The 24710-nt window shown below is 64.9% G+C and carries 22 protein-coding genes and 1 pseudogene; 11 read left to right on the forward strand and 12 right to left on the reverse strand.

Annotation, left to right across the window (positions count from 1 at the left end):
* Nucleotides 1-18 precede the first annotated feature (18 nt).
* The gene (locus tag BRA1253DRAFT_RS02025; RefSeq protein ID WP_007590593.1) at nt 19-2751 is read right to left on the reverse strand and encodes an EAL domain-containing protein; all 2733 of its coding nucleotides are present in this window, start codon (nt 2749-2751) and stop codon (nt 19-21) included.
* Nucleotides 2752-2944: 193 nt separating this feature from the next.
* Here BRA1253DRAFT_RS02025 and BRA1253DRAFT_RS45025 point away from each other — a divergent pair, with 193 nt between their 5' ends.
* Complete coding sequence (locus tag BRA1253DRAFT_RS45025) at nt 2945-3061, forward strand: Flp family type IVb pilin (protein WP_245286067.1); 117 nt, start codon at nt 2945-2947, stop codon at nt 3059-3061.
* On the opposite strand, the gene BRA1253DRAFT_RS02030 is transcribed toward BRA1253DRAFT_RS45025, so the two are convergent.
* Complete coding sequence (locus BRA1253DRAFT_RS02030) at nt 3042-4298, reverse strand: MFS transporter (RefSeq protein ID WP_007590594.1); 1257 nt, start codon at nt 4296-4298, stop codon at nt 3042-3044. The two genes, BRA1253DRAFT_RS45025 and BRA1253DRAFT_RS02030, sit on opposite strands and share 20 nt — an antisense overlap.
* Entirely contained in the window at nt 4295-5710 is a 1416-nt protein-coding gene (locus tag BRA1253DRAFT_RS02035; protein WP_007590595.1) for an amidase, read from the reverse strand. The genes BRA1253DRAFT_RS02030 and BRA1253DRAFT_RS02035 overlap by 4 nt, the downstream gene beginning before the upstream one ends.
* Before the next feature lie 136 nt (nt 5711-5846).
* Between BRA1253DRAFT_RS02035 and BRA1253DRAFT_RS02040 the strand changes: the two genes are divergently transcribed.
* Complete coding sequence (locus tag BRA1253DRAFT_RS02040) at nt 5847-6434, forward strand: CGNR zinc finger domain-containing protein (RefSeq protein ID WP_007590597.1); 588 nt, start codon at nt 5847-5849, stop codon at nt 6432-6434.
* 11 nt (nt 6435-6445) lie between these two features.
* Here the strand turns inward: BRA1253DRAFT_RS02040 and moaC are convergent, their stop codons facing one another.
* The 4 genes from moaC to BRA1253DRAFT_RS02060 are packed head-to-tail and all read right to left on the reverse strand — an operon-like array spanning nt 6446 to nt 10710.
* Entirely contained in the window at nt 6446-6958 is a 513-nt protein-coding gene (gene moaC / locus BRA1253DRAFT_RS02045) for a cyclic pyranopterin monophosphate synthase MoaC (RefSeq protein ID WP_007590598.1), read from the reverse strand.
* On the reverse strand, nt 6958-7776 hold the full coding sequence (trpC, locus tag BRA1253DRAFT_RS02050) for an indole-3-glycerol phosphate synthase TrpC (RefSeq protein ID WP_007590599.1): 819 nt from the start codon (nt 7774-7776) through the stop codon (nt 6958-6960). Before trpC ends, moaC begins: the two co-directional genes overlap by 1 nt.
* Before the next feature lie 7 nt (nt 7777-7783).
* Nucleotides 7784-8797 carry an anthranilate phosphoribosyltransferase gene (trpD, locus tag BRA1253DRAFT_RS02055; RefSeq protein WP_007590600.1) on the reverse strand — a complete coding sequence of 338 codons (1014 nt, stop codon included), beginning with the start codon at nt 8795-8797 and terminating at the stop codon, nt 7784-7786.
* Nucleotides 8798-8811: 14 nt separating this feature from the next.
* Complete coding sequence (locus BRA1253DRAFT_RS02060) at nt 8812-10710, reverse strand: peptidylprolyl isomerase (RefSeq protein ID WP_007590601.1); 1899 nt, start codon at nt 10708-10710, stop codon at nt 8812-8814.
* Nucleotides 10711-10933: 223 nt separating this feature from the next.
* On the opposite strand from BRA1253DRAFT_RS02060, the gene tpiA reads away from it, so the two are divergent.
* The 3 genes from tpiA to BRA1253DRAFT_RS02075 all read left to right on the forward strand — a co-directional run bounded on the left by tpiA (nt 10934) and on the right by BRA1253DRAFT_RS02075 (nt 14014).
* On the forward strand, nt 10934-11689 hold the full coding sequence (gene tpiA, locus BRA1253DRAFT_RS02065; RefSeq protein WP_007590602.1) for a triose-phosphate isomerase: 756 nt from the start codon (nt 10934-10936) through the stop codon (nt 11687-11689).
* Between the two features lie 140 nt (nt 11690-11829).
* Nucleotides 11830-12216 (forward strand): preprotein translocase subunit SecG, encoded by a 387-nt coding sequence (secG, locus tag BRA1253DRAFT_RS02070; RefSeq protein ID WP_007590603.1) that lies wholly within the window; start codon nt 11830-11832, stop codon nt 12214-12216.
* A gap of 166 nt (nt 12217-12382) precedes the next feature.
* Nucleotides 12383-14014: a CTP synthase gene (locus BRA1253DRAFT_RS02075; RefSeq protein ID WP_007590604.1), complete on the forward strand. Its 1632-nt coding sequence runs from the start codon at nt 12383-12385 to the stop codon at nt 14012-14014.
* A gap of 5 nt (nt 14015-14019) precedes the next feature.
* On the opposite strand, the pseudogene BRA1253DRAFT_RS02080 reads toward BRA1253DRAFT_RS02075, so the two are convergent.
* The 3 genes and pseudogenes from BRA1253DRAFT_RS02080 to BRA1253DRAFT_RS02090 all read right to left on the reverse strand — a co-directional run bounded on the left by BRA1253DRAFT_RS02080 (nt 14020) and on the right by BRA1253DRAFT_RS02090 (nt 16832).
* Nucleotides 14020-14681 (reverse strand): annotated as a pseudogene (locus BRA1253DRAFT_RS02080) (class I SAM-dependent methyltransferase).
* Nucleotides 14682-14784: 103 nt separating this feature from the next.
* Nucleotides 14785-16161: a HAMP domain-containing sensor histidine kinase gene (locus BRA1253DRAFT_RS02085; protein WP_007590605.1), complete on the reverse strand. Its 1377-nt coding sequence runs from the start codon at nt 16159-16161 to the stop codon at nt 14785-14787.
* Nucleotides 16158-16832 carry a response regulator transcription factor gene (locus tag BRA1253DRAFT_RS02090; protein ID WP_007590606.1) on the reverse strand — a complete coding sequence of 225 codons (675 nt, stop codon included), beginning with the start codon at nt 16830-16832 and terminating at the stop codon, nt 16158-16160. The genes BRA1253DRAFT_RS02085 and BRA1253DRAFT_RS02090 overlap by 4 nt, the downstream gene beginning before the upstream one ends.
* Before the next feature lie 197 nt (nt 16833-17029).
* Between BRA1253DRAFT_RS02090 and BRA1253DRAFT_RS02095 the strand changes: the two genes are divergently transcribed.
* The 3 genes from BRA1253DRAFT_RS02095 to BRA1253DRAFT_RS02105 all read left to right on the forward strand — a co-directional run bounded on the left by BRA1253DRAFT_RS02095 (nt 17030) and on the right by BRA1253DRAFT_RS02105 (nt 19553).
* Nucleotides 17030-17356, forward strand: a complete 327-nt coding sequence (locus BRA1253DRAFT_RS02095; RefSeq protein WP_007590607.1) for an NIPSNAP family protein — start codon at nt 17030-17032, stop codon at nt 17354-17356.
* A 125-nt stretch (nt 17357-17481) separates the two neighbouring features.
* Nucleotides 17482-18345 (forward strand): 3-deoxy-8-phosphooctulonate synthase, encoded by an 864-nt coding sequence (kdsA, locus tag BRA1253DRAFT_RS02100; RefSeq protein WP_035992609.1) that lies wholly within the window; start codon nt 17482-17484, stop codon nt 18343-18345.
* Nucleotides 18345-19553 carry an MFS transporter gene (locus tag BRA1253DRAFT_RS02105; protein ID WP_007590609.1) on the forward strand — a complete coding sequence of 403 codons (1209 nt, stop codon included), beginning with the start codon at nt 18345-18347 and terminating at the stop codon, nt 19551-19553. Before kdsA ends, BRA1253DRAFT_RS02105 begins: the two co-directional genes overlap by 1 nt.
* Nucleotides 19554-19617: 64 nt before the next feature.
* Here the strand turns inward: BRA1253DRAFT_RS02105 and BRA1253DRAFT_RS02110 are convergent, their stop codons facing one another.
* On the reverse strand, nt 19618-20403 hold the full coding sequence (locus BRA1253DRAFT_RS02110; protein ID WP_007590610.1) for a substrate-binding domain-containing protein: 786 nt from the start codon (nt 20401-20403) through the stop codon (nt 19618-19620).
* A 16-nt stretch (nt 20404-20419) separates the two neighbouring features.
* Complete coding sequence (gene queF / locus BRA1253DRAFT_RS02115) at nt 20420-20896, reverse strand: preQ(1) synthase (RefSeq protein WP_007590611.1); 477 nt, start codon at nt 20894-20896, stop codon at nt 20420-20422.
* Between the two features lie 123 nt (nt 20897-21019).
* Between queF and eno the strand changes: the two genes are divergently transcribed.
* The 3 genes from eno to BRA1253DRAFT_RS02130 all read left to right on the forward strand — a co-directional run bounded on the left by eno (nt 21020) and on the right by BRA1253DRAFT_RS02130 (nt 24591).
* Nucleotides 21020-22303, forward strand: coding sequence for a phosphopyruvate hydratase (gene eno, locus BRA1253DRAFT_RS02120; RefSeq protein ID WP_007590612.1), 1284 nt, complete (start codon nt 21020-21022; stop codon nt 22301-22303).
* A 34-nt stretch (nt 22304-22337) separates the two neighbouring features.
* Nucleotides 22338-23471: a zinc-binding dehydrogenase gene (locus BRA1253DRAFT_RS02125; RefSeq protein WP_007590613.1), complete on the forward strand. Its 1134-nt coding sequence runs from the start codon at nt 22338-22340 to the stop codon at nt 23469-23471.
* 121 nt (nt 23472-23592) lie between these two features.
* Complete coding sequence (locus tag BRA1253DRAFT_RS02130; protein ID WP_007590615.1) at nt 23593-24591, forward strand: MBL fold metallo-hydrolase; 999 nt, start codon at nt 23593-23595, stop codon at nt 24589-24591.
* Nucleotides 24592-24710: the final 119 nt, after the last annotated feature.

A 24710-nucleotide genomic window follows, 5' to 3' on the forward strand; every position in this document is an offset into this window, starting at 1 on the left:
CCTGTGTGAGTCCAGGCCCTAGCTTGCCTCCCGGCGGCGGCCTTCGTTGCCGCCGCGCTGGGCGAGACGGCCGCGATGAGCTGCGAACAGCTCCAGCACTTTGTCGGCGGGTTTGGCGGCGCTGAACAGATAGCCCTGCATCTCGGAGCAGCCGAGCGCGCGCAGCAACCGCTGCTGCTCCTCGGTCTCGACACCCTCGGCCGTGGTGGTCATGCGGCGGGCAGCCGCGAGATTGACGACCGCCTGCACGATGCTGGAGGAGCCGTCGGGGCCGGCGATGTCGTTGACGAAGCAGCGGTCGATCTTGATCTTGTCGAACGGGAAGCGGTGCAGATAGCTCAGCGAGGAGTAGCCGGTGCCGAAATCGTCGAGCGCGATGCGGACGCCGATGGCGCGGAGTTGATGCAGGATCGCAAGCGCGGTGTCGTCGTCGCGGATCAGCACCGCCTCGGTGATCTCAAGCTCGAGCCGGCTTGCCGGCAAATTGGAGGCGGCAAGCGCTGCCATGATCTTCAGCGCCAGCGTGCCGCTCTTGAACTGCACCGGCGAGACGTTGACGGCGAGGCGGACGTCGTCGGGCCAGTTCGCTGCGTCCCGGCAGGCGGTCGCCAGCACCCATTCGCCGATCTCGTTGATCAGGCCGGTGTCCTCGGCGATCGGGATGAACTCGGCCGGCGAGACCATGCCGCGTTCGGGATGGCGCCAGCGCACCAGCGCCTCGCAGCCGGTGATGCGGTCGTCCTTCAGGCTGAGGCAAGGCTGGTAATACACCTCGAGGCCGCCTTCGAGCCCGCCTTGAGCGATGGCGCGGCGCAGGTCGATCTCGAGCTGCCGCCGCTCGTGGATCTTGGCGTCCATCTCAGGCTCGAAAAAGCGATAAGTGCGGCGCCCGGCGGCTTTAGCGGCGTACATCGCCATATCCGCGTTCTTCAGGATCTGGTCCAGCGCCGTTCCATGTTGCGGCGCCAGCGCGATGCCGATGCTGGCGTCGGTGGCAAGATGATGTCCCATGCAGTCGAACGGCGCGCGGATGGCCTCAAACACCCGCGCGACGAGCTCGTTGACCTGATCCAGCGATGTCACCGCGCTCTGGATGATGGCAAATTCGTCGCCGCCGAGGCGCGCCACGAAGTCTGTCGGACCCGCACACCGGTGGAGGCTCTGCGCGACTGACTTCAGGAGCTCGTCGCCGATGAGATGCCCGAGCGCGTCGTTGACGCCCTTGAACTCGTCGATATCGATGTAGTGCACCGCGAGTTGTTCGCCCCCGGCGACGAGATCGAGTTCCTGACGTAGATGCTCGTGGAACATGGTGCGGTTGGGCAGGTCGGTCAGCGCGTCGTAGTGAGCGAGATGGGTGATGCGCTCCTCGATACGCCGGCGCTCCGTGATGTCCTCATGCGTCGCGACCCAGCCGCCGTCCGTGAGCGGTTCGTTGACGATCTGGATCGAGCGACCGTCGGAGGTCTCGACTACCATGGAATTGCGCACGTGGACGTCGCGCAGGACCCGTGCGACATACTGGTCCACATCGCCGGTGAACGAGCCGGTGGCTCTGCGGTGCGCAATGATATCGTGGAAGCTGCAGCCGGGTCTCACGATTTCGGACGACAGCCCGTACATCTCGATGTAGCGCTGATTGCAGGTCACGAGCTGCTGCGATGCGTCGAACAGCAGCAGGCCCTGGGTCATGTTGTTGACGGCGCGGTCGAGACGCTGCTTTTCCAGCGTCAGCCGTTCCCGCGAAAGACGATGCTGCTCCAGGAGCTTGCGTATGATCGCGATCAGCACGCCCGCGATGGCGAGCGCGGAAGAGGCGGCGACCGAGATCAGGATGCCGATCTGCTCGCGCCAGTCCGTCAGGGCCGTCGCGCGCGTCGTGGTGGCCATCATCAGGATCGGGAAGTGAGGCAGGGCGTGTGAGGAAATCAGCCGGTCCTCGCCGTCGACGGGGCTCATGAAGCGGCCGGCAAAATGGTCGAGCCCGAAAACCCTTTGATGCGCGAACGGACCGTTCTTGAAATTCCGCCCCATCAATTCGCTGGAATGGGGATAACGGGCGAGCATCGTGCCGTCCCGGTGCAGCATCGAGATCGTCGTGCTTTCGCCGAGCACGGCGGACTCGAAGAACTTTTCGAAATTTGCCGGCTCGATGCCGCGTCCGACCGCACCCAAGAATTCGCCGTTCGGTCCGACGACCTTGCGCACGATCAGCATGGTCCAGGCGCCGGAGATGCGACTGTAGAGTGGCTCGATCAGGACGTCGGGAGCATCGGGATCGTACCGGAAGGTGCGAAAATAGGCGCGATCGGCAACGTTCACGTTCGGGGCCGGCCATGCCGTCGACGAATTGATCAAATTGCCTTCGGCATCGATGATATTGAGGCCGCCTATGTGGGGTAGTGCATCGATCTTCGAGCGCAGCATCCGGTGGAGGTCCTGGCCGGCGAGGCGCTTGCGATAGTCCGCCGCACTGGTGATGCCGCTCGCGCGGACGTAGTCGACGAAATCCTTCTGGATGACTGCGAAATCCTGCAATTGCTGGTCGAAATGATGGGCCAGCATCAGCACGGTGTTTTCCAGCTCGCGGCCGGAGCTGCGCAGCGCACGTTCGCGGAAATTCTGCGCCATCAGGGTCGCGCCGACCGCGATCGCAGCGATCAGCAGCGTGCCGCCCACCACCAGCCAGCGGATCGGTCCGCTGCGCACGAAGGCCTGGTCAAAAAGGCGACTGCCGAATCCCGTCATCATGATCGATCGTTGTGGTGCACACGTCAGGGTCAATTCTTGGCCCCGGGAACATCCGTCGGTTTACGGGAACGGAGTGGAGGCGAAGTTAGCAAGCTGGGTTAATGCGCCGTGAACGGACGCTCGCAAAAGCAATCAATATGCGGGACGCGAGACGTGCAGCATTGTCGGAAGCTTCCGCGCGGCCGGACAATTTCTGCCGACCATCGCGCTGATCGCCGCCGGCATCGCGCTTGCGATCATTGCCGTGGTGAACGGCCTGGGCAGCAAGCTCAATTCAAAATTCGGGGCGATCAGCGCGTCGTTGCGCTGATCGGCCGGGTTTCGCTGCGCGCCAGTATCGCCAACACGATCAGTGCCGCGACGATGTTCGCGGCGGCGCTGATCAGGATCGGCAAAGTATAGCTGTGATTGAGGTCGTAGGCGAAGCCGGCCGCACTCGGACCAACCAATGTCCCGAACGCCACGCTGGTGTAGAGAATGCCGATGATTCCGCTGACGTTGCGTCCGCCAAAATAGTCCATGACCACGGCGGGCAGCACCGCGACCCAGCCGCCGTAGAACACGCCGTAAATGAAGGCAAAAGCGGCGAGGGTCCGGACATCAGCGGCAATGGCCCAGATCGCCATCGCGAACGCCATTCCGATCATGACCATGATCAGAGAGCGATCGCGGCCCATCCGGTCGGCGATCGCGCCGAGAAAGAAGCGACCAGCGGTGCTGCCGGCCCCGATCACGCCCAGCAGCAGCACGGCAGAGGACGCCGCGACACCGTGGTCGCGCGCGTAAGGCACGAGATGAACGAATGGAACGAAGGCGCCGAACGAGCAGACCAGACACGATGCGTAAAGGGCGACAAAACGCGTCGACCGGACCGCCTCGCGCACCGAGGCGCCGCCGGCGTTGACCGTGTCCGCCGCGTCGCAAGGCGGATCGCCGTCGGGCCGGAGGCCGCGGTCCTTCGGATCGTTCTCGATGAGCATCGACATCCCGCCGCCCAGCACCAGCGCAATCGCGCCCAGCGCCAGATAGGCGCCGCGCCAGCCCATCGATGCGATCAGCAAGGAGGCGAGCGGCGGCATTGCCAGCGTGCCGAGCCCGATGCCGCTCACCGCGAGCCCAGAGGCAAAGCCGCGGCGCTTGACGAACCAGCGTTGCACCGCGCCGATTGCCGGAACATAGGCGCAGCCGACGCCGAGGCCGACACCGAGCCCGTAGGCGAGATAGACCTCCACGAGGGAACGTGCAGCGCTCGCGGCCGCAAGTCCAACCGCCATTAGGACCATGCCCGCTACGGCCAGTGGACGCGAACCGAGCCGGTCGGCGAGGGGACCGCTGACGAGTCCGAGAGCGAAGTACAGAAAGCCGGCAATCGAGAACACCAGCGAGATTGAACCACGGGAGGCGCCGAAATCGCGCTGGAGCGGCTCCAGAAATGCGCTGAAGGTGTAGACAGAACCAAAGCCGACGAACATCACGGCAAATGCCGCCGCGACCACGAACCAGCCGTGGAAAATGCTTCGACCTACGGGATTGAATGGAATGGTCAATGCTGCCTCCGCGAGGTGAGGGAAGGATGGCGACGATGCCACGACGTGACACGCTGGAATGCAGCGCCAGCGCGAACCAGCGTGGCCTCGTCGAGATGGGCGGCGACAAGCTGGAACGCGATCGGCAGTCCGTCCGCCGATGCACCACCTGGTAGCGTGATCGTGGGATGACCGGTCATGTCGAACGGGCAGGTGTAGCGCTGCAGCTTCGCGATCAGATCCGGCTGCTCGCCGAGCGTCCGGATCATGGCCAGCGTCAACGGCGCGAAAGGGTGGACCGGGATCAGCAGCAGGTCGATGGTCTCGAACAGTGCTGTCACCTGGCCGCGCAGTGCCAGCCGCCGCAGCAGGATCTTCTGATAATCGAGACCGGAGAGCGCGCGACCAGCCTCGAGCAGCGAGCCGAGGATTGGGCCATACTCATTCTTGCGGACAGGATAGGTCGCCTCGTGCGCGACCGCAGCTTCCACCGCACAATTAGGGGTCCAGTCGGCGATCGCCTGTTCTACGTCGGGAAATCTGACGTTGACGGTGTGGGCGCCAAGCGCACGAAAAGCATCGATGGCATCCGCCAACACGTGCTGTGTCGCAACGTCCACGTCCTCGCCGTTCCAGGCAGCGTCGACACCGATCCGCAGGCCCCGCACGTCCCGTGCGGCCGCGGCAAGATAGTCAGGCACCGGATTGAGCAGCGACGTCGGGTCGTTCGGGTCGTGTCCGGCGATGACCCCAAGCAGTACGCCGGCATCGACCGCGCTGCGGCCGATCGGTCCGATATGGTCGAGCGTCGCGGCCAGCTCGAACGTGCCGTGGCGGCTGACGCGGCCCCAGCTCGGCTTCAGCCCGGTCAGGCCGTTGGCGGCGCAGGGCCAGCGGATCGAGCCACCGGTGTCGGAGCCAAGTGAGCCGAAGCAAAGTCCGGCGGCCGTCGCGACCGCCGAGCCGCTGGACGAGATACCCGGCCAGTAATCCGGATTCCATGGATTTCTCGGTGGCGTCACCAGCGGGTGGTGATCGGAATAGGCGCCCTCGGTGAGCTGCAACTTGCCGAGCACCACACCGCCTGCATCCCTGATCCTGCGCGTGACGGTCGCATCTTCACCAGGACGGAAATCGCGATGAAGCGTGGTGCCGGCCGCCGTCGGAATGCCCTTGGTCCAAAACAGATCCTTCAGCGCAATCGGCACGCCATGCAGGGGGCCCCGATACTGGCCATTTGCGATCTCAGCGTCCGCGGCCTTCGCCTCGGCGATAGCCGTTTCCGGCATCACGTGAACGTAGCTGCCGAGTTCATGGTCCAGGGCGTCGATACGGTCGAGTTGCGCGCGCGTCACCTCCAACGCGGAGATTTCGCGCGCCTCGAGGCGTGCAGCAAGCTCGATGAGTTCGAGATAGTGCGGGGCTTCGGCCATGGCGTTCTCCATTTTGTCATCGCAACCTCGCTCGATTTCGATGAGATGCAGACACCTGTATAATAAATATACTGGTGTCTGTTGCTGTCAACCGGTAAATATGTTTTACTGGTGTTCCAATTCTCCGGGTATTCCGATGTCGAAAGAGTCACGCAAGTTCCAGGTTCCCGACGCGTTGGCGAACATCTACGATTTCGCCAACACGCTCGATGTTCGCCACTTCTCGCATTTCGGGGTGGAGCACCCGCAGAGCGACGAACTTGCCGGGATGAAGCAGCTCGCGGACTGGATGCAGGAGCGCGGCCTCGGCGGCGGGCGCATCACGCCCGCAATGTTCGCGACCGCGCTGCGGCTGCGCGAAGCGCTACGCGCCTATCTGCAATGCGAGCCGGCCGAGCGGCGCCGGAACAAGGAGGTTCTCGGCGCGCTCGGTGACGCGCTCGCGGCGTTTCCGTTGCGGGTGGAGGCGCGGGTTGGCTGCGGCGCAGTATTATCGGCGATACGCGACGATGCGCTCGCCGGCCTGTCGGCTATCGCCATCGAGTTGCACAACGCAACGCTTGTGGGAACGTTGGACCGGCTGAAGATGTGCGCCTCTGAGGAATGCCGGCGGGTGTTCTTCGATCGGTCGAAGCCATCGACGCGGCGGTGGTGCATGTCGACTCTGTGCGGCAATCGGATGAAGACGCGTGCCTATCGCGAGCGGCAGCGCGAGGCGAAATAGATTAGCCGCAATCAGACGCGGTAATGGCCGGACTTGCCGCCGAGCTTCTCGACCAGATGGATGCCTTCGATGCGCACGCCGCGTTCCACCGCCTTGATCATGTCGTAGATGGTGAGGCAGGCGACCGAGACGGCGGTGAGCGCTTCCATCTCGACGCCGGTCGGTCCCGTGACCTTCACGCTGGCGCGGACGAGGCAGCCCGGCAGCTTTGCGTCGGGCTCGATTTCGACCGTCACCTTCGACAGCGCGAGCGGATGGCAGAGCGGGATCAGCTCCGCGGTGCGCTTGGCGGCCATGATGCCGGCGATGCGGGCGGTGCCGAGCACGTCGCCCTTCTTGGCGTTGCCGGACACGATCAGGTCAAGCGTCGCCCTGGTCATGACGACGCGTCCTTCCGCGACCGCGAGCCGCTCGCTCGCGGGCTTGTCCGACACGTCAACCATCCGCGCCTCGCCGGAAGCGCCGATATGGGTGAGGGCAGGGCCGGTCTTGGTCGGTTTGGCCTTTGCGGGCTGACGCGCCATCAGTTCGTGCCTGTGGCGCGCGCGGTCTCGCGCGCCAGCAGTGTGCGCGTCGCAGCGGTAACGTCGGCTTGCCGCATCAGGCTCTCGCCGACCAGGAAGGTCGACATGCCGACGCGCTCGAGCCGGGCGAGATCGGCGGGCGTGAAGATACCGCTCTCGCCGACCATCAGCCGATCCCCGGGTATGAGCGGAGCCAATGTTTCGCTGGTCGCAAGCGTGGTTTCGAAGGTGCGCAAATTGCGATTGTTGACGCCGATCATCGGCGAACGCAGCTTCAGCGCGCGGTCAAGCTCGGCGCGGTCGTGGATCTCGATCAGTACGTCCATGCCATAGGCGATGGCGGCGTCCTCGAGCTCTTTGGCCGTGGCATCACCGAGCGCCGCCATGATGATCAGGATGCAGTCGGCGCCGTGCGCGCGGGCCTCCGCCACCTGATAAGTGTCGAACATGAAATCCTTGCGCAGCACCGGCAGTGACGTTGCCGCGCGGCCCGCCACCATGAAGTCGAGATGGCCCTGGAACGAGGGCGTGTCCGTCAGCACCGACAGGCAGGCAGCGCCCCCGGCCTCATAGGCCCTGGCAAGCAACGGCGGATCGAAATCGGCGCGGATCAGGCCCTTTGACGGCGAGGCCTTCTTCACCTCCGCGATCAGCGCGAAGTCGCCATTGGCGTGCTTGGCCCTGATCGCGCGCAGGAAGCCGCGCGGTGCTGGTTGCGCCCTGGCCTTCGCCTCCACCGCCGACAGCGGCTGCGCGCGCTTGGCCGCAGCGATTTCCTCGCGCTTGTAGGCTTCGATCTTGGTCAAGATGTCCGACATGTCAGGCTCAGTCGTTAGAGACCGCGATCAGATGTTTCAGCCGCGCGCGCGCCGCTCCGCTGTCGAGTGATTTTGCGCCGATCACGACACCTTCCTTGAGATCCCTGGCACGCCCGGCCACGACCAATGCGGCAGCGGCGTTGATCAGCGCGACGTCACGGTAGGGGCTCGGCTTGCCGTCGAGCACGCCCTGCAAGGCGATAGCGTTGGCGTCGGCGTCGCCGCCTTTGAGTGCACCGGCCTCGCAGCGCGGCAGGCCCGCGTCCTCCGGTGTCACCTCGAAATTCCGGATCTCGCCATTGTGGAGCGCGGAGACGAAGGTCGGACCGGTGAGGGTGATCTCGTCGAGGCCATCGGAACCGTGCACGACCCAGGCGGATTCGGAGCCGAGGTTCTTGAGCACTTGCGCCAGCGGCTGCACCCATTGCCGGGAGAACACGCCGACCATCTGCCGCTTCACGCCGGCTGGGTTGGTCAGCGGCCCGAGCAGATTGAAAATCGTGCGCGTGGCAAGCTCCACCCGGGTCGGGCCGACGTTCTTCATGGCGGGATGATGGGCGGGGGCGAACATGAAGCCGATGCCGCATTCGCGCACGCAGCGACCGACCTGCTCGGGCCTCAGATCGATCTTCACCCCGAGCGAGGCCAGCACGTCGGCGGTGCCCGAGCGCGACGACAGCGCGCGGTTGCCGTGCTTGGCGACCGGCAGGCCTGTGCCCGAGACGATGAAGGAGGCACAGGTCGAGACGTTGACCGAGCCGGAGCCGTCGCCGCCGGTGCCGACGATGTCGACGGCCTCGGGCGGTGCCGCCACGGTCAGCATCTTGGAGCGCATTGCCATGACCGCGCCGGTGATCTCGTCGACGGTCTCGCCGCGCACCCGCAGCGCCATCAAGAGGCCGCCCATCTGCGAAGGCGTGGCTTCGCCGGACATCAGGGCGTCGAAGGCGGACGCCGCTTCGTCACGCGACAGGCTGGCGCCGGTCGCCACTTTTCCAATGATCGATTTCAGGTCGTCCATCGCGTGCTTTCAACTCACTGGTTCGCGCCGGTCACCTGCGCGAAGGCGGCCTGATTAATGGTGGTCCCGGTGTCGGTTTCAAGCTTGTTGACGTAGGAAGCGACCTGCTCCTCGGTCTGCGCGCGGTCGAGAGTGTCCTTCAGCTTCTTGATCGCCTCGGACCCGGCATCGACCGTGGGATCGATGATCTCAGTGACGCGGAACACGATCACCTCGGTGCCGCCGGTCACTGCCGTCTGCCCGACGCCGTCCTTGCCGACGCGGAAGGCGGCCGACACGACGGTTGCGGGCACGCTGGCGGGCGAGTCGTCGCGCTTGAAGCCGCTGGCGGTCTCGACCTTGGCGCCGATCGCGGCTGCTTCGTCGGCGAGCTTGCCGCCTGATTCGAGCTTCTGCACGATCTCGGTCGCCTTGGCCTTCAGCTTGGTCGCGATCTGGTCCTGGCGCCAGCGCGCCTCGACCTGGTCGCGAACCTCGTCGAGATTGCGGTCGCGCGACGGCGTGATGGCAAGCACGTCGTACCAGACATAGCCGCCCTTGAACGAGATCGAGTCGTTGTCGACGCCGACATCGGTGTTGAAGGCCTGCGACACCACGTCGAGGCCCTGCGGAATGCCGGAGACCGGCTGGCCGCTCGGGGCGCGGCCGGAACGGTCGACGGCGTCGATCGTCACGGCAGTGAGGCCTAGCTTCTGCGCCGCGTCGATCACGCTGGCACCGCCGCCGCGCTCGTCTTCCATCTTGTCGCGAAGATCGGCGACCTTGACGCGCGCGCGCTCGGTGGCGATCTCGCGCTTGATGTCGGCGGCAACGCTCGCGTAATTCGCCTCCACGCCCGGCTCGATCTTTTCGACCTTGACGATCGACGTGCCGAGACGGCCCTGGATGGGCTGGCTGATTTCACCGGCGGGAAGCGCGAAGACAGCGTCTCCAACTGCGGGATCGAGCGAGGATTTGGTCACGAGCCCGAGATCGACGTCGGACGCGCTCAGTCCGCGCTCCTTGCCGAGGTCCTCGAACGACGTCCCGCTGGTGAGCCGCTCGCGTGCGGCCTGCGCCTCGGCGGCGTTGGGAAATACGATCTGCTGGATCTGGCGCTTCTCCGGCGTGCCGAGCCGATCCTTGCGCTGCTCGAACGCTTTCTTGGCGTCCTCGTCCGACACCTCGCTCCACTTGCCGATCTCCTCCGGCGAGACCACGACGAACGCGATCTTGCGATATTCGGGCGCGCGGAACTGGACCTTGTGATCCTCGAAATAGGCGGCGAGCGCCTCGGGCGATGGCGCGTCGATGGTGCCTGCCTGGGCTGCGTCGAGCCTGACGAATTCAATGGCGCGCTGCTCGTTCTGGAAGCGCGTCAGCACGTCGAGCATCGCCTTCGGCGGCTCGATACCGGCACCGATTGTGCCGGTGATCTGCCGACGCAGCGAGACCTTGCGCTGCTCGGAGACGTAGCGCTGCTCGGTGTAGCCGAAATTGCGGATCACGGACTGGAAGCGGTTCGGATCGAAGTTGCCGCCGACGCCCTTGAAGTTCGGGTCGTTCATGATGAGCTGGCGGATCTGGTCGTCCGACTGGCCGAGCCCGAGCCGGCGCGCCTCTTCGTCGAGGGCGGCCTCCGCGATCGTCTGCTGGAGCACCTGACGGTCGAGGCCGAAGGCGCGCGCCTGTTCAGGCGACAGCGGCCGGCCGAACTGGCGGCTGATCTGCTGGAGGCGATCGGTGTAAATCTGGCGGAACTCGTTCAGGGAAATCTCGGTGCCGCCGACCTTGGCCACGGTGGATTGCCCAAAACCCTTGAAGATGTCGGCAATGCCCCAAACGCCGAAACTGATGATCAGCACGCCCATCACAACGGCCATAATGGTCTTGCCGAGCCAGTTTGATGAGGCCTTGCGCATTCCTCGAAGCATTTGGTCCAACTTGTTTGGCAGGAGGGGAACGGGAGCGCGTCTTAATGCAGATTCCGCAAAAGCGCGTCACCAAATTGATCAATCATCATAAAGTGGTGGCTTTCCCCCCGCAACCTCGGGTCTAGCAGGCTTTCGATCCCTGCGGTCAAAAGCCCCTGGTCTCTGGAACTGCCACGGGACCTCTGCTAGCGCATGAACAAACCGAAATTTGCTGGAATTTGACATGACCGATGCCATCCGCCCCCTGATCGCCGGCAACTGGAAAATGAACGGCCTGAAGGCCTCGACTGCCGAATTCGACGCCATGCTCAATGGCGCGGCAGAGGTGGCCGGCAAAGCCGACCTGCTGGTTTGCCCGCCGGCGACCCTGATCGCTGCCTTTGCCGAGAAGGCACGCGGCAAGAAGGTCGCGGTGGGGGCCCAGGATTGCCACCCCAAGGCCTCCGGCGCCCATACCGGCGATATCGCCGCCGAAATGCTGGCGGATTCGGGTGCGACCGCGATCATCGTCGGCCATTCCGAGCGCCGCGCCGACCATGGCGAGGGCGATGCCTTGATCCGGCAGAAGGCTGAGGCCGCCTGGCGCGCCGGGGTGACTGCCATCGTCTGCATCGGCGAGACGCAGGGCCAGCGCGATGCGGGCCAGACCCTCGATATCCTGCGCGGTCAGCTCAACGGCTCGCTGCCGGATGGCTCGACTGCCGCCAATCTGGTCGTGGCCTATGAGCCGGTCTGGGCGATCGGCACTGGCCTGACCCCGACCTCGGGGGATGTCGAGCAGATTCATGGCTTTATCCGGGAATTCCTGACCTCCCGGTTCAAGGCCGACGGCGCCGGGATGCGCATCCTCTATGGCGGCTCGGTCAAGCCGTCGAACGCGGCGGAGCTGATGGCCGTGAAGAACGTCAATGGCGCACTGGTCGGCGGAGCCAGCCTGAAGGCGGCCGATTTCCTTGCGATTGCGCAGGGCTGTCCCTAGCTAACTCCAAACCTTAGGACCCGGCGGATCGGGGGTGGCAATGCCCCCTCCGATCGTGTAACACCGCGCAACTTCAGGAAAACCCGCGAAGCACGATTGGCCGCCGTCTCGGCGCTGTCGGCTTGTGACGGAAGGACACTATGCAGACTGTTGTCATCGTCATTCACCTCATGATCGTCACCGTCATGATCGGCGCCGTCCTGCTCCAGAAGTCGGAAGGCGGGGGCCTCGGCATGGGAGGTGGCGCAGGCTTCATGTCGAGCCGCGGCACCGCGAACCTTTTGACGCGGACCACCGCAATTTTGGCCGTTGGCTTCTTCCTCACCAGTCTGTTCCTGTCCTGGTATGCCGGCTACGACCGCAAGCCGTCGTCGATCATCGGCGCGCCGGCGTCGCAGACCCAGCCGGCCGGTGGCGGACCGATCGCTCCGCCGACCTCGGGCGGCATCCTGGATTCGCTGAAGAAGGCCGACGAGCAGCAGCAGGCTCCGGCACCGAGCGGCCCGCAGGTACCGCGTTCGCAATAAAGCAGGGGGGCCATGCAGGGCGGCTTCTACCGTCCTGCATCAACAATCCCCATCAAGGCTCTGTCACCACTCTTAGTTCTGGCTCACCCACAGCCCCGCAAAATGTTTGGGGCGGAATACGAATCGCTTTGGCGAATCGAATTCGAGGGATTAGAGGTTAAGCCCCATGGCGCGGTACATATTCATCACCGGCGGCGTGGTTTCTTCGCTCGGCAAGGGTCTGGCTTCAGCGGCACTCGGTGCCCTGTTGCAAGCCCGGGGCTACAAGGTCCGCCTCCGCAAGCTCGACCCCTATCTCAACCTCGATCCCGGAACGATGTCGCCGTATCAGCACGGCGAAGTGTTCGTGACCGATGACGGCGCGGAGACCGACCTCGATCTCGGTCACTATGAGCGCTTCACCGGGCGCCCGGCGACCAAGGCCGACAACATCACGACCGGGCGCATCTACCAGGACATCATCTCCAAGGAGCGGCGCGGCGATTATCTCGGCGCGACCATCCAGGTGGTTCCGCACGTCACCAACGCCATCAAGGATTTCGTCCTCGACGGCAACGACGATTACGACTTCGTGCTGGTCGAGATCGGTGGCACCGTCGGCGATATCGAGGGCCTGCCGTTCTTCGAGGCGATCCGCCAGCTCAAGAACGAGCTGCCGCGCGATCACGCCATCTACATTCATCTGACGCTGCTGCCTTACATCCCGAGCGCCGGTGAGCTGAAGACAAAGCCGACGCAGCACTCCGTCAAGGAGCTGCGCTCGATCGGCATCCAGCCGGACATCCTGCTCTGCCGTACCGATCGCGAGATCCCGAAGGAGGAACGGCGCAAGCTCGGGCTGTTCTGTAACGTGCGCGAGAGCGCCGTCATCGAGGCGCGCGACGCCGACAGCATCTACGCTGTCCCTCAGGCTTACCACGCCGCAGGCCTCGACGACGAAGTGCTTGCCGCCTTCGGCATCGGCTCGCGGATTCCGCCGGAGCTGCGGAGCTGGCAGCAGATCAACGAGCGCATCCGCAATCCCGAGGGCAACGTCACCATCGCCATCGTCGGCAAATATACCGGCATGAAGGATGCGTACAAGTCGCTGATCGAGGCGCTCTCGCATGGCGGCATCGCCAACAAGGTGAAGGTAAATCTCGACTGGATCGAAAGCGAGATCTTCGAGAAGGAAGATCCCGCGCCGTTCCTCGAGCACGTCAACGGCATTCTGGTGCCCGGCGGCTTCGGCCAGCGGGGCGCCGAAGGCAAGATCCGAGCGGCCCAGTTCGCGCGCGAGCGCGACGTGCCGTATTTCGGCATCTGCTTCGGCATGCAGATGGCGGTGATCGAGGCAGCTCGGAATCTCGTCGGGATCGAGGAGGCCAACTCCACCGAGTTCGGCCCGACCAAGGAGCCCCTGGTCGGCCTGATGACGGAATGGCTGCGCGGCAACGAGCTCGAGAAGCGCACCAACGCCGGCGATCTCGGCGGCACGATGCGCTTGGGCGCCTATCCGGCGGCGCTCAATCGCGGCAGCCGCGTCTCGGAGGTCTACGGCGGCGCGACCGAGATTTCCGAGCGCCACCGCCATCGCTACGAGGTCAACACCGCCTACAAGGATCGCCTCGAGCAGCACGGGCTGAAATTCTCGGGCCTGTCGCCCGACGGCGTGCTGCCGGAGATCGTCGAGTACGAGGATCACCCCTGGTTCATCGGCGTCCAGTTCCATCCCGAACTGAAGTCGCGCCCCTTCGAGCCGCATCCGCTGTTCGCGTCGTTCATTCGTGCGGCGATGGTGCAGAGCCGCCTGGTGTAAGCGGCTCAGGGCGTGGCGGTGCAGTCACGTGCGAGAAGCATCGGCTCCGGCGCAGCCGGCATTGACGTATCAGGCGCAAGCGATCCCGTGACGAGCTTCATCTGCGGTCGTCGCGTCAGCTTGTAGACGGCGGCCGGGGCACGTTCAGCAGGGCACGATCCACCAGCTTTGCGCGCAAGCCTAGCCGGTCGAGCACGGGCCGCGGGATCGGGCAACTCATGCCGTAGGTGAACTGGTAGAACGCGCCGCCGGGGCGGACATGACTGAACGCGCCACCGACGATCGAGACGACCTTGCGTGTCGACATGTTGAGCAGCGGCAGGCCGCTCACGACCGCGCCGACGGGTGCGCCGTCATAGAGGCGTTCCGCTGCCAGCCGCCCCGCATCCATCCACAAGACGCGCGCGTTGGGGAAACGCATCTGTAGCAGCTTCATGAAGTCGGAGCCGTATTCGACCAGCGTGAGGTCCTGCTGGCGCACGCCGCGTTTGAGCAGCTTGTAGGTGAACGCGCCGGTGCCGGGGCCGAGCTCGAGAACAGGGCCGGTCGATGCGGTGATCTCGCGGGTGATGAGATCGGCCAGCGCCGCGCCTGACGGCGCGATCGCGCCGACGCGACGCGGGGCTGACATCCATGACAGGAAGAACGAGAGGAAATCGTTGGGCATGCGCACTCCGGCATCTTGGTTGCGCCTCGCAGGTCAGAGGTGAGGCGGCCGAACAATCGCTTGCGTGCATTGCGACAGCATTGCGTGCCGCGTGCCGATTGCGTCAATTCTCCCGGACTGGCGGCAGTGAAATCCTGAAGCACGCGCCGCCGATCGCTCCGTCCGCGACCGAGATGTGGCCGCCATGCAGGAGCACGATCTCGCGCACCATGTTGAGGCCGAGGCCGGCACCGCGATCGAGCGGTGTCAGCCGGTAGAACGGCTCGAATATCTGTTCGCGCTGATCGGCCGGAATGCCGACGCCTTCGTCCGTGACCTCGATGCTCGCGGGCCTAGTGACACGAATGCCGATGGTGCCGCGGCGAGGGCCGTGCTGGATCGCATTCTGCACGAGGTTGGTCAGCGCGCGCTCCAGCGCCGCCGCATCGCCGATCGTTTCGACCGGCGTGGAGGGGGCATCGAGCGCCAGCTCGTAGCCGGCGGCAATGGCCAGCGGCGCGAGATCTGCGGCCGCACTTTGCGCGATTGCGACGAGGTCGACGCGCGTGAAGGGATGACCGCAGCGGTCGAGGCGCTGAATGTCGAGCAGTTGCTCGGCAAGCGTAGCCAGCCGCGCGGAATCCTCCAGCAACCGGGTCTTCTCCGGCCCCGCCGGAAGCGACTCCAGCCGCGTGTTCAGGATTGCAATTGGCGTGCGCAACTCGTGTGCGGCATCGGCGACGAAGCGCTTGTGGCGGGCATAGCCCTGGTCTAGCCGCGCCAGCGCGTCGTTGACCGCGGTCACGAGCGACATGACCTCCAGCGGAATCCGGTCCAGCGACAGCCGCGCGCCGCGTTGATGGATGTCGATGCGCCGCGCCTGGTCGGCCGTCGCATCGATCCCCCTAAAGGCGCGCCGCACGATCATCGGCGTCGCGATGAACGTCGCCGTTCCCATGAGGAGCAGGCCGGGCAGGGCGACGCCGAGCAATGCAAGCGACGTCATGAACAACGCCTTGGCGCCGGTGAGCTTGCCTTGCGTCGCCGTGATGATTTGCACATTGCCGGCGTCGGTGTCGACCCGCTTCAGCCGCGCCGGGGGCTTGCGCGGATCGTCCTCGAACAGCTGCCAGCCGAGCCGCGCCTGGCTGATCTGGTCGAGACTGCTGCCGATGGCGGCGAACTCGGACGGCACGGCGCCTTCGCTGAGCGAACGTCCCTGCCTGTCGCGGACCAGGAACCAGAGATCGGGAGTCTCGCTGCGCAACTGTTTCAGCTCGGTCGTCGACCGCAGGACCAGGTCGCCTTGCGCGTCGCGCGCGAGCGCGCGCTGGACGATTTCGATCACGCGATCTTCGTCGCGCCCGGCGATCGCGAACCCCGACGCGCTCAACGCCCCGACGATGACGGCAACGAGCGCCGTGAGCAGCACCGCCTGGAGCGACAGCAGGCGCCAGCTCAGCCGCGAGCGCAGGCAATAGGGATCGTGGTGCTTGCTCATGGCAGCTTCTTCAGCAGATAGCCGACGCCGCGGATGCCGTGGATCTCCACGCGCGCATCGGCTTCCGAGAGTTTGCGGCGCAGTCGCGACACGTGTGTATCGAGCGCATTCGACTGGATCTCGTCGTCGAAACTGTAGACGGCTTCTTCCAGCGCCGAGCGCAGCACGGTTCGGCCCATGCGGCGGACCAGGGCTTCCAGCACGAGGAGCTCGCGTCGCGGCAGCTCGAGGGGAGCCCCGTCGATGCTTGCCTCGCGGTGGCCGAAATCGAAAGCGAGGCGGCCGGCGTGCATGATGTCGGGCTGCATCCCGGCGGGCCGGCGCAGCACGGCGCGCAGCCGCGCCAGTAATTCCTCCACCGCGAACGGCTTTGACAGATAATCATCCGCCCCGCAGTCCAGTCCGGCGACACGATCGGCGAGTTCGCCGCGCGCCGTCAACACGATGATCGGCACGCCGTCGGCGCGCGCCCGCAGTTTCGGGATCAGGGTGAGACCGTCGCCATCGGGAAGCTGGCGATCGAGCAGGACGGCGGCGTGGACGTCGGCAGAAATGGCCTCTTCCGCCTCCGCGAGCGTGGGGGCGTGGTCCACCACCATGTCGTAGCGCTTCAGCGCCGACGCCAGCGCGTCCGCCATTTCGGCCTCGTCCTCGACGAGCAAAATCCGCATGATCCGCACCTCAACCTCAATCGCGCCAATCTAGCGGCCGTATCATTGCGGCAGCATTGCGGGAACCGGCTGCGGGACGGGGACTTTGAGCGGACCCTAGCCATGCGCGGAACGCCACCGGGGGCGGCCGAGCGGGCCTCAAGACACCGTCAGGGCCAGCCGTTATAACCCCCGGACCTGATCAGGGAGGAACAAGAATGATTTATGAAATGCGCATCTATCGCTGCGTGCCCGGGCGCCTGCCGGCGCTGCTCAAGCGGTTCGAGACCGTCACGCTGAAGGTGTGGGAAAAGCACGGCATCAGGCAGGCCGGGTTTTTCACGACCCTGATCGGTGAATCCAACCAGGAGCTGACCTATTTCCTGGCCTGGGAGTCGCTCGCCGAGCGCGAGAAGAAGTGGGCCGCCTTCATGACCGATCCGGACTGGATGAAAGGGCGCGCCGAGAGCGAGGCGGACGGGCAGATTGTCGGCAATATTGTCAGCCAGATCCTGGCGCCGACCGCCTTCTCGGCGGTGAAGTAGAGGCGGCCGGCGCTCGGGCGTCGCCGGGAGCCTGGGCGCAACCCTGATATTCTGGGAGCCTAGGCCGAATGGGGTTGATCCGCCCTTCATCGCGGCTATGGTCGCGCCGAAACGAGGGATTTGCCTTGAGCTCTTCGACGTCAGCGGCGCCGGTCGTCACCATTGGCAAGGTCAAATTCGGCAATGATCTGCCGATCTCGATCATTGCCGGGCCGTGTCAGCTCGAAAGCCGCCAGCATGCGCTGGAGGTGGCCTCCGCACTGAAGGAGATCGCCGCGCGACTGCAGATCGGCCTCGTCTACAAGACCTCATTCGACAAGGCCAATCGCACCAGCGCGTCGGCTGCGCGTGGCCTCGGGCTTGCCCAGTCGCTGCCGATCTTCGCCGAAATCCGATCGTCGCTCGGCCTGCCGGTCCTGACTGACGTGCACGACGCCGCGCAGTGCGCCGAGGTGGCGCAAGCGGTGGACATCCTGCAGATCCCGGCCTTCCTGTGTCGCCAGACCGATCTGCTGCTGGCGACCGCCGCAACCGGCAAGGTCGTCAACGTCAAGAAGGGCCAGTTTCTCGCGCCCTGGGACATGGCCAATGTCGTGTCCAAGATCACGAGCGCGAACAATCCCAACGTGCTCGTGACCGAACGTGGTGCGTCCTTCGGCTACAACACGCTGGTCTCCGACATGCGCGCCTTGCCGATCCTGGCGCGCACCACCGGCGCACCCGTGATCTTCGATGCCACTCATTCGGTGCAACAGCCGGGCGGGAAGGGGACGTCTTCCGGAGGCGAGCGCGAATTCGTGCCGGTGCTCGCGCGCGCAGCCGTCGCTGTCGGTGTTGCCGGTGTCTTCATCGAGACTCATCCCGACCCCGACAGCGCGCCGTCCGACGGACCCAACATGGTGCCGCTGCGCGAGTTCGAAGGGCTGATCCGAAGGCTGATGGCGTTCGACACGCTCGCCAAGGATTCGACCAAAGCCGACCCGCGCTGATGCAGCAAGGCGAGGCGCGGGCGCACGATCACGGCCTGCCGGCCGCGCTCTACGTCATCTCCGGTGCAAGCTTTGCCGCGGCGCTCTCCGCGCGCGCGCTCGATCCGGTGCTGCCGCACGTCGCCGAGGATTTTGGCGTCAGTATCGCGACGGCTGCGGGCTTTGCCGCGGTGTTCGCCTTCACCTTCTCGATCATCCAGCCGATCGTCGGTGCCGCCGCCGATCTGTTCGGCAAGACGCGGCTGATGATCGGCTGCCTCGCGCTGCTCGGCCTTGCCAATATCCTGGGGGCGCTCTCGAGCTCGTTCTCTGTTCTGTTCGCAACCCGTATCCTCGCCGGCATCGGCTCGGGCGGCGTGTTTCCGGTGGCGCTCAGCCTGACCAGCGATCTCGTCGGTCCGGAGAAACGCCAGGTCGCGATCAGCCGCACGCTCGCCGGCGCGATGACCGGCAATCTCCTCGGCGCCTCGGCCTCCGGGCTGATCGGCGACTTCCTCGGTTGGCGCGGCGTGCTGGCGGTGCTCGGCGCGCTCGTGATCGTTGCGTCGATCGCGGTTGCCGCCGGCTTTCGTGGCGCCAAGGTCAAGCATCCGCCGAAGACGAGCCTGTCGGCGCTGAAAGCGGGCTATCGCACCATCTTCACCAATCCAAATGCTTACGTGTGCTATTCGGCCGTGTTCGTCGAAGGCTGTTGCGTGCTCGGCCTGTTTCCCTACATCGCTTCGTTCCTGTTCGAGCTCGGTCAGACCTCGTTCTCGATCGCGGGCATGGTCATCGCGGGCTTTGCGGTCGGCGGCTTGTTCTACACACTGACTGTGTCGCGCCTGCTGCCATGGCTGGGCATGAAGGGCATGATGATCGCGGGCATGACGCTGGTCGCTTCGCAGCTCGTTGTCGTCGCCTTCGGCCCGCGCTGGGAAGTGCAGGCGCTCAATCTCGTCGTGATGGGATGGGGCTTCTACATCGCCCATGGCTGCCTTCAGATGTTTGCCAGCGAACTCTCGGTCGAGGCACGCGCGACCGCGCTGTCGCTGCATTCGTTCTTCTTCTTCATGGGGCAGACGGTCGGGCCGCTCGCCTATGGCCTTGGCCTGCAGCATGGCGGCAAGATGCCGACCCTGTTCGCGAGCGCCGCCATCATGGTGGCGCTCGGTTTCGTGTGCGCGCGGCTGTTGAAGCAGCGGGCGCCGGCGGATGCGCGGACCTGACGGAAGTATCGAGCTAACGCTCTTTGAGCTTTAGCAGCATCAATGCCGCCGGCCGGCGTAGGCGCTAGTTTCCGATCGGCTCCATGCCGCTTGCTATGATCGCGTCGCGGGCGGCCGGGGAAGCCAGGAACTTGATCAAGGCCCGGCCAGCCTCGGGCTCTTTGGAAACGCTTGCGATGCCGGCTGAGAAGATCGTGATCTGCTGCAATTCGTTCGGCAGCGGTCCGACGATATCGATCCCCTTCACGGGCTTCAGCTCGCTGATCTGCTGAAAGCCGAGCTCGGCATCGCCGTGGGCGACGATCTCGCCGACCGGCGTGGCCGGAATCTTGCGCGCCTTGTCCTTCATGACATCGGCAATGCCGAGCTTTCCAAACATTTCGGTCGAGACGTAGACGCCGCTGGCGCTGTCGGAATAGGCGATCGTCTTCGCCGCGAGCAACGCGCGCTTGACCGCCTCCACCGAGCTGATGTCCGGCTTCGGCGCGCCCGATTTCACGGCGACGCCGATCGGCGATCTCGTCAGGTCGACCTGGCTGCCGGCGACGACCTTGCCCTTACTGGCGAGATCGGTGAGGGCGTAGCCCACCATGATCAGGACATCGGCCGCCTCGCCGCGCTCCAACCGGACGGGTATCGCATTGGTCGTGGTCCCCATCGACGGCCCATATTCCGTCAAGACCTTGTTGCCGGTGGCCTTCTCGAACTCGGGCACAAGCGCCTTGTAGGCAGCCGTCAGGCCGCCCGAGATCATCACCCGGACTTCGGCAGCCTCGGCCGCGCCGGTCAGCCACAGGATGCCCAGAAGGCCCAATCCAAGGTTTCGGAATGTTGCTGAGGTCGATTTCATTGTTGTTCCTCTCCCACTAACCCCTTCCGCGATAGGGCGCGACGCCCTGTTCCGGCACCCACAATCCCTTGGGCGCGCGGCCGGTCTGCCAGAACACGTCGATCGGGATGCCGCCGCGCGGATACCAATAGCCGCCGATGCGCAAGAACTTCGGCTTGATCTCGCTTGCGATGCGCTTGCCGATCATCACCGTGCAATCCTCGTGGAAGGCGCCGTGATTGCGGAAGCTCGCGATGTAGAGTTTGAGCGACTTCGACTCCAGTAGCCATTGGCCGGGGGCGTAGTCGATCATCAGATGTGCGAAATCCGGCTGTCCCGTGACCGGACAGAGCGAGGTGAACTCGGGCACGGTGAAACGGACCAGATAATCGGTGCCTCCTTGCGGATTGGGCACGCGGTCGAGTTTTGCCTTCTCGGGCGCATCCGGCCATTCCACGGCGCGGCCAAGCTGCAAAGCAGGGGAGTTGTTCGATTTGCTGGGTTTTTTCGACATCAGGCCGCCTCCGTGGCGCCCTCTTAGCCAATCATCGTGCGGCCGTCACCCGGCCTTTTCCGTTTCGATGCATTGCGGTAGAAGCACCCCAACTGACTGCTTAGTCCCCGAAAAGAGGCCCTCATGACCGCCATCATCGACATCATCGGACGCGAAATCCTGGATAGCCGTGGCAATCCCACCGTCGAGGTCGACGTCGTGCTGGAAGATGGTGCGCTCGGCCGTGCCGCCGTGCCGTCAGGCGCCTCGACCGGTGCCCATGAGGCGGTGGAACTGCGCGACGGCGACAAGGCCCGCTATCTCGGCAAGGGCGTCACCAAGGCGGTCGGCGCCGTCAACGGCGAGATCTTCGAGGCGCTGAGCGGCCTCGATGTCGAGCAGCAGGCCCAGCTCGACCAGATCATGATCGACCTCGACGGCACGCCGAACAAGAGCCGGCTGGGCGCCAACGCCATCCTCGGCGTGTCGCTCGCCTGCGCCAAGGCGGCCGCGAACTCGCTCGACATGCCGCTGTACCGTTACGTCGGCGGCACCTCCGCGCGTCTCTTGCCGGTGCCGATGATGAACATCATCAATGGCGGCATGCACGCCGACAACCCGATCGACTTCCAGGAGTTCATGATCCTCCCCGTGGGCGCGTCCTCCTTCGCCGAGGGCCTGCGCTACGGCGCGGAGGTCTTCCACACTCTGAAGTCCGAATTGAAGAAGGCCGGCCACAACACCAATGTCGGCGACGAGGGCGGCTTCGCCCCGAACCTGCCGTCCGCGGACGCCGCGCTCGAATTCGTCATGAACGCGATCGGCAAGGCCGGTTACAAGGCGGGCTCCGACATCGTCATCGGCCTCGACTGCGCCTCGACCGAGTTCTTCAAGGACGGCAAGTACGTCTACGAAGGCGAGGGCAAGACCCGCTCGATCTCCGAGCAGGCCAAGTACCTTGCCGACCTCGTCTCGCGCTATCCGATCGTGACCATCGAGGACGGCATGTCGGAAGACGACATGGACGGCTGGAAGGAGTTGACCGACCTCGTCGGCAAGAAGTGCCAGCTCGTCGGCGACGATCTCTTCGTCACCAACGTCAAGCGGCTCGCTGAAGGCATCAAGGCCGGACGGGCCAACTCGATCCTGATCAAGGTCAACCAGATCGGCACGCTGACCGAGACTCTCGCCGCCGTCGAGATGGCGCACAAGGCCGGCTACACCTCGGTGATGTCGCACCGCTCCGGCGAGACCGAGGATTCCACCATCGCCGACCTCGCGGTCGCCACCAATTGCGGACAGATCAAGACCGGCTCCCTTGCGCGCTCCGATCGCACCGCCAAATACAACCAACTCCTGCGCATCGAGCAGCAGCTCGGCAAGCAGGCGCTCTACGGCGGCAAGGCGGCACTGAAGGCGCTGGCATAAGCCAGCGCTCGGACAAGGACAGGGGAGGATCGACATGAGCGACGGCAAGAACGGCCTGCAACTGCGTTCGCTGATCAAGAAGAGCGGTGAGCTCGAAATCTCGCTGCTCGACGTGCCGACCCCCGAGCCCGCCGCGGACGAGGTCGTCGTCCGCGTCGAGGCGGCGCCGATCAATCCGTCCGACCTCGGGCTCCTGATCGGCGCAGCCGATATGAGCACGGCAAAGGCTTCCGGCGACAAGGGTGCTCCCGTCATCACCGCGAAGGTGCCGGAAGGCGCGATGCGGGCGATGGCAGGCCGGCTCGACGAATCCATGCCGGTCGGTAACGAAGGCGCGGGAGTCGTGATCAGGACTGGCTCCTCGGATGCCGCGAAGGCGCTGATGGGCAAGACCGTCGCCATGATCGGCGGCGCGATGTACACCCAGTATCGCACGTTAAAAGTGCGCGAGTGCCTGCCGCTGCCGGAAGGCACCACGCCGGCCGAAGGTGCCTCCTGCTTCGTCAATCCGCTGACCGCGCTCGGCATGACCGAGACCATGCGGCGCGAGGGTCACAAGGCGCTGGTGCACACTGCGGCCGCATCCAATCTCGGCCAGATGCTGAACAAGATCTGCATCAAGGACGGCATCCCGCTGGTCAACATCGTGCGCAGCAAGGAGCAGGCCGACATCCTGCACAAGATCGGCGCCAAATACGTCGTCGATTCCACCGCGCCGAGCTTCCTCGGCGATCTCACCAATGCGCTGGTCGAGACCGGCGCCACCATCGCCTTCGACGCCATCGGCGGCGGCAAGCTCGCCGGCGACATCCTCAACTGCATGGAAGTCGCGATCAACAAGACCGCGAAGGAATACAGCCGCTACGGCTCCAACGTGCACAAGCAGGTCTACGTCTATGGCGCGCTCGATGTCCGCCCGATCGAGCTGCCGCGCGGCTTCGGCATGGCCTGGGGCGTCGGCGGCTGGCTGCTGTTTCCGTTCCTGATGAAGATCGGGCAGGCGGACGGGGCCAGGCTGCGCCAGCGCGTCGTCGACGAACTGAAGACCACGTTTGCCAGCCACTACACCAAGGTGGTGTCGCTTTCTGAGGCGCTCGATCCCGTCAACATCGCGGTCTACGCCAAACGCGCCACCGGCGAAAAATTCCTCATCAACCCAAATAAATAATCGGCACGTGCGACGGCACGTCACCCAAAGAAGGTCTTGCCTTCTGAGCGAAGCGGGAGATTATTCCGCCGCCATCGAAAGCGGACAAAACCGCAAGGCGCGCTCAGAAGGGGACTTCTCCATGACCGATCTCAATCGCCGCCATCTGCTCGCAGGCGCCGCCGTCCTCGGTGCGGCTGCGATGACCAAGCTTGGATTGACCACCGCCAATGCCGCGGTGCCGCAAGCCGGCACGCAGGCGCCGGGCTTCTACCGCTACAAGGTCGGCAGCTACGAGTGCACCTCGATCAATGACGGTGCGCGCACTTTCCCGATGCCGGACAAGTTCGTCGTCAACGCGTCGAAGGAGGAAGCGCTGGCCGCGGGCGAGGCGGCCTACATGCCGAAGGGCATGGTCACGGTGCCGTTCAACCCGCAGCTCATCAACACCGGCTCCAAGCTCGTGCTGATCGACACCGGCAACGGTGTCGCCAATCTCGAGCCCAGCAAGGGCGCGGTCGGCCGCACGCTGCAGAACCTCCAGGCCGCCGGAGTCGACCCAAAGAGCATCGATGTCGTGCTGCTCTCGCATCTACATCCCGACCACACCAACGGCATTCGTCTCGCCGACGGCGCGCTCGCCTTTCCGAATGCGGAGATCATGGTGCCGGGCAAGGACTGGGAGTTCTGGACCAGCGATGACAACGCCGCCAAGGCCGAGTCCAACGCGATGATGAAGAACTACTTCGCCAACGTGAAGAAGACCTTTGCCGGCCTCGAATCCAAGGTCACGAAGTACGAGTGGGGCAAGGAGGTCGCGCCGGGCATCACGTCGATCGCGACGCCCGGCCACACCCCCGGGCACACCTCGTTTGCGGTGGCCTCGGGCGATGCCAAGGTGCTGATCCAGTCCGACGTCACCAACATTCCCGAATTCTTCCTGCGCAATCCGGACTGGCATGTGGTGTTCGACACCGATGCTGCGCTGGCGCAGGAGACCCGCCACAAATTCTATGACATGGCGGCAGCCGAAAAGGCGACCGTGATCGGCTTCCACTTCACCTTCCCCTCGGTCGGCCATGTCGAGAAGGACGGTGCCAAATATCGCCTGATCCCGTCGGCGTGGAATCCGACGATCTGAACCGATTTGCGGATTGTACCAACGACTCAGGCCGCCACTTGCGGCCTGATGGTTTGGGCAACCGTTCAGAAACGCAGCGTTTCCAAATCCGATCGGTCCATGCACTTGCATCCATCACT

The sequence above is a fragment of the Bradyrhizobium sp. WSM1253 genome (assembly GCF_000244935.1).
GTDB lineage: Bacteria > Pseudomonadota > Alphaproteobacteria > Rhizobiales > Xanthobacteraceae > Bradyrhizobium > Bradyrhizobium canariense.

Bases quoted from the DNA above. Each gene is read 5' to 3' on its own strand.
- BRA1253DRAFT_RS02130 (WP_007590615.1), top strand. From the start codon at position 23,593: ATGACCGATCTCAATCGCCGCCATCTGCTCGCAGGCGCCGCCGTCCTC.
- BRA1253DRAFT_RS02085 (WP_007590605.1), bottom strand. From the start codon at position 16,161: ATGAGCAAGCACCACGATCCCTATTGCCTGCGCTCGCGGCTGAGCTGG.
- BRA1253DRAFT_RS02095 (WP_007590607.1), top strand. From the start codon at position 17,030: ATGATTTATGAAATGCGCATCTATCGCTGCGTGCCCGGGCGCCTGCCG.
- BRA1253DRAFT_RS02025 (WP_007590593.1), bottom strand. From the start codon at position 2,751: ATGATGACGGGATTCGGCAGTCGCCTTTTTGACCAGGCCTTCGTGCGC.
- trpD (WP_007590600.1), bottom strand. From the start codon at position 8,797: ATGGACGACCTGAAATCGATCATTGGAAAAGTGGCGACCGGCGCCAGC.
- moaC (WP_007590598.1), bottom strand. From the start codon at position 6,958: ATGGCGCGTCAGCCCGCAAAGGCCAAACCGACCAAGACCGGCCCTGCC.
- tpiA (WP_007590602.1), top strand. From the start codon at position 10,934: ATGACCGATGCCATCCGCCCCCTGATCGCCGGCAACTGGAAAATGAAC.
- BRA1253DRAFT_RS02040 (WP_007590597.1), top strand. From the start codon at position 5,847: ATGTCGAAAGAGTCACGCAAGTTCCAGGTTCCCGACGCGTTGGCGAAC.
- eno (WP_007590612.1), top strand. From the start codon at position 21,020: ATGACCGCCATCATCGACATCATCGGACGCGAAATCCTGGATAGCCGT.
- queF (WP_007590611.1), bottom strand. From the start codon at position 20,896: ATGTCGAAAAAACCCAGCAAATCGAACAACTCCCCTGCTTTGCAGCTT.
- secG (WP_007590603.1), top strand. From the start codon at position 11,830: ATGCAGACTGTTGTCATCGTCATTCACCTCATGATCGTCACCGTCATG.
- BRA1253DRAFT_RS02075 (WP_007590604.1), top strand. From the start codon at position 12,383: ATGGCGCGGTACATATTCATCACCGGCGGCGTGGTTTCTTCGCTCGGC.
- BRA1253DRAFT_RS02125 (WP_007590613.1), top strand. From the start codon at position 22,338: ATGAGCGACGGCAAGAACGGCCTGCAACTGCGTTCGCTGATCAAGAAG.
- BRA1253DRAFT_RS02060 (WP_007590601.1), bottom strand. From the start codon at position 10,710: ATGCTTCGAGGAATGCGCAAGGCCTCATCAAACTGGCTCGGCAAGACC.
- BRA1253DRAFT_RS02035 (WP_007590595.1), bottom strand. From the start codon at position 5,710: ATGGCCGAAGCCCCGCACTATCTCGAACTCATCGAGCTTGCTGCACGC.
- BRA1253DRAFT_RS02090 (WP_007590606.1), bottom strand. From the start codon at position 16,832: ATGCGGATTTTGCTCGTCGAGGACGAGGCCGAAATGGCGGACGCGCTG.
- trpC (WP_007590599.1), bottom strand. From the start codon at position 7,776: ATGTCGGACATCTTGACCAAGATCGAAGCCTACAAGCGCGAGGAAATC.
- BRA1253DRAFT_RS02110 (WP_007590610.1), bottom strand. From the start codon at position 20,403: ATGAAATCGACCTCAGCAACATTCCGAAACCTTGGATTGGGCCTTCTG.
- BRA1253DRAFT_RS02105 (WP_007590609.1), top strand. From the start codon at position 18,345: ATGCAGCAAGGCGAGGCGCGGGCGCACGATCACGGCCTGCCGGCCGCG.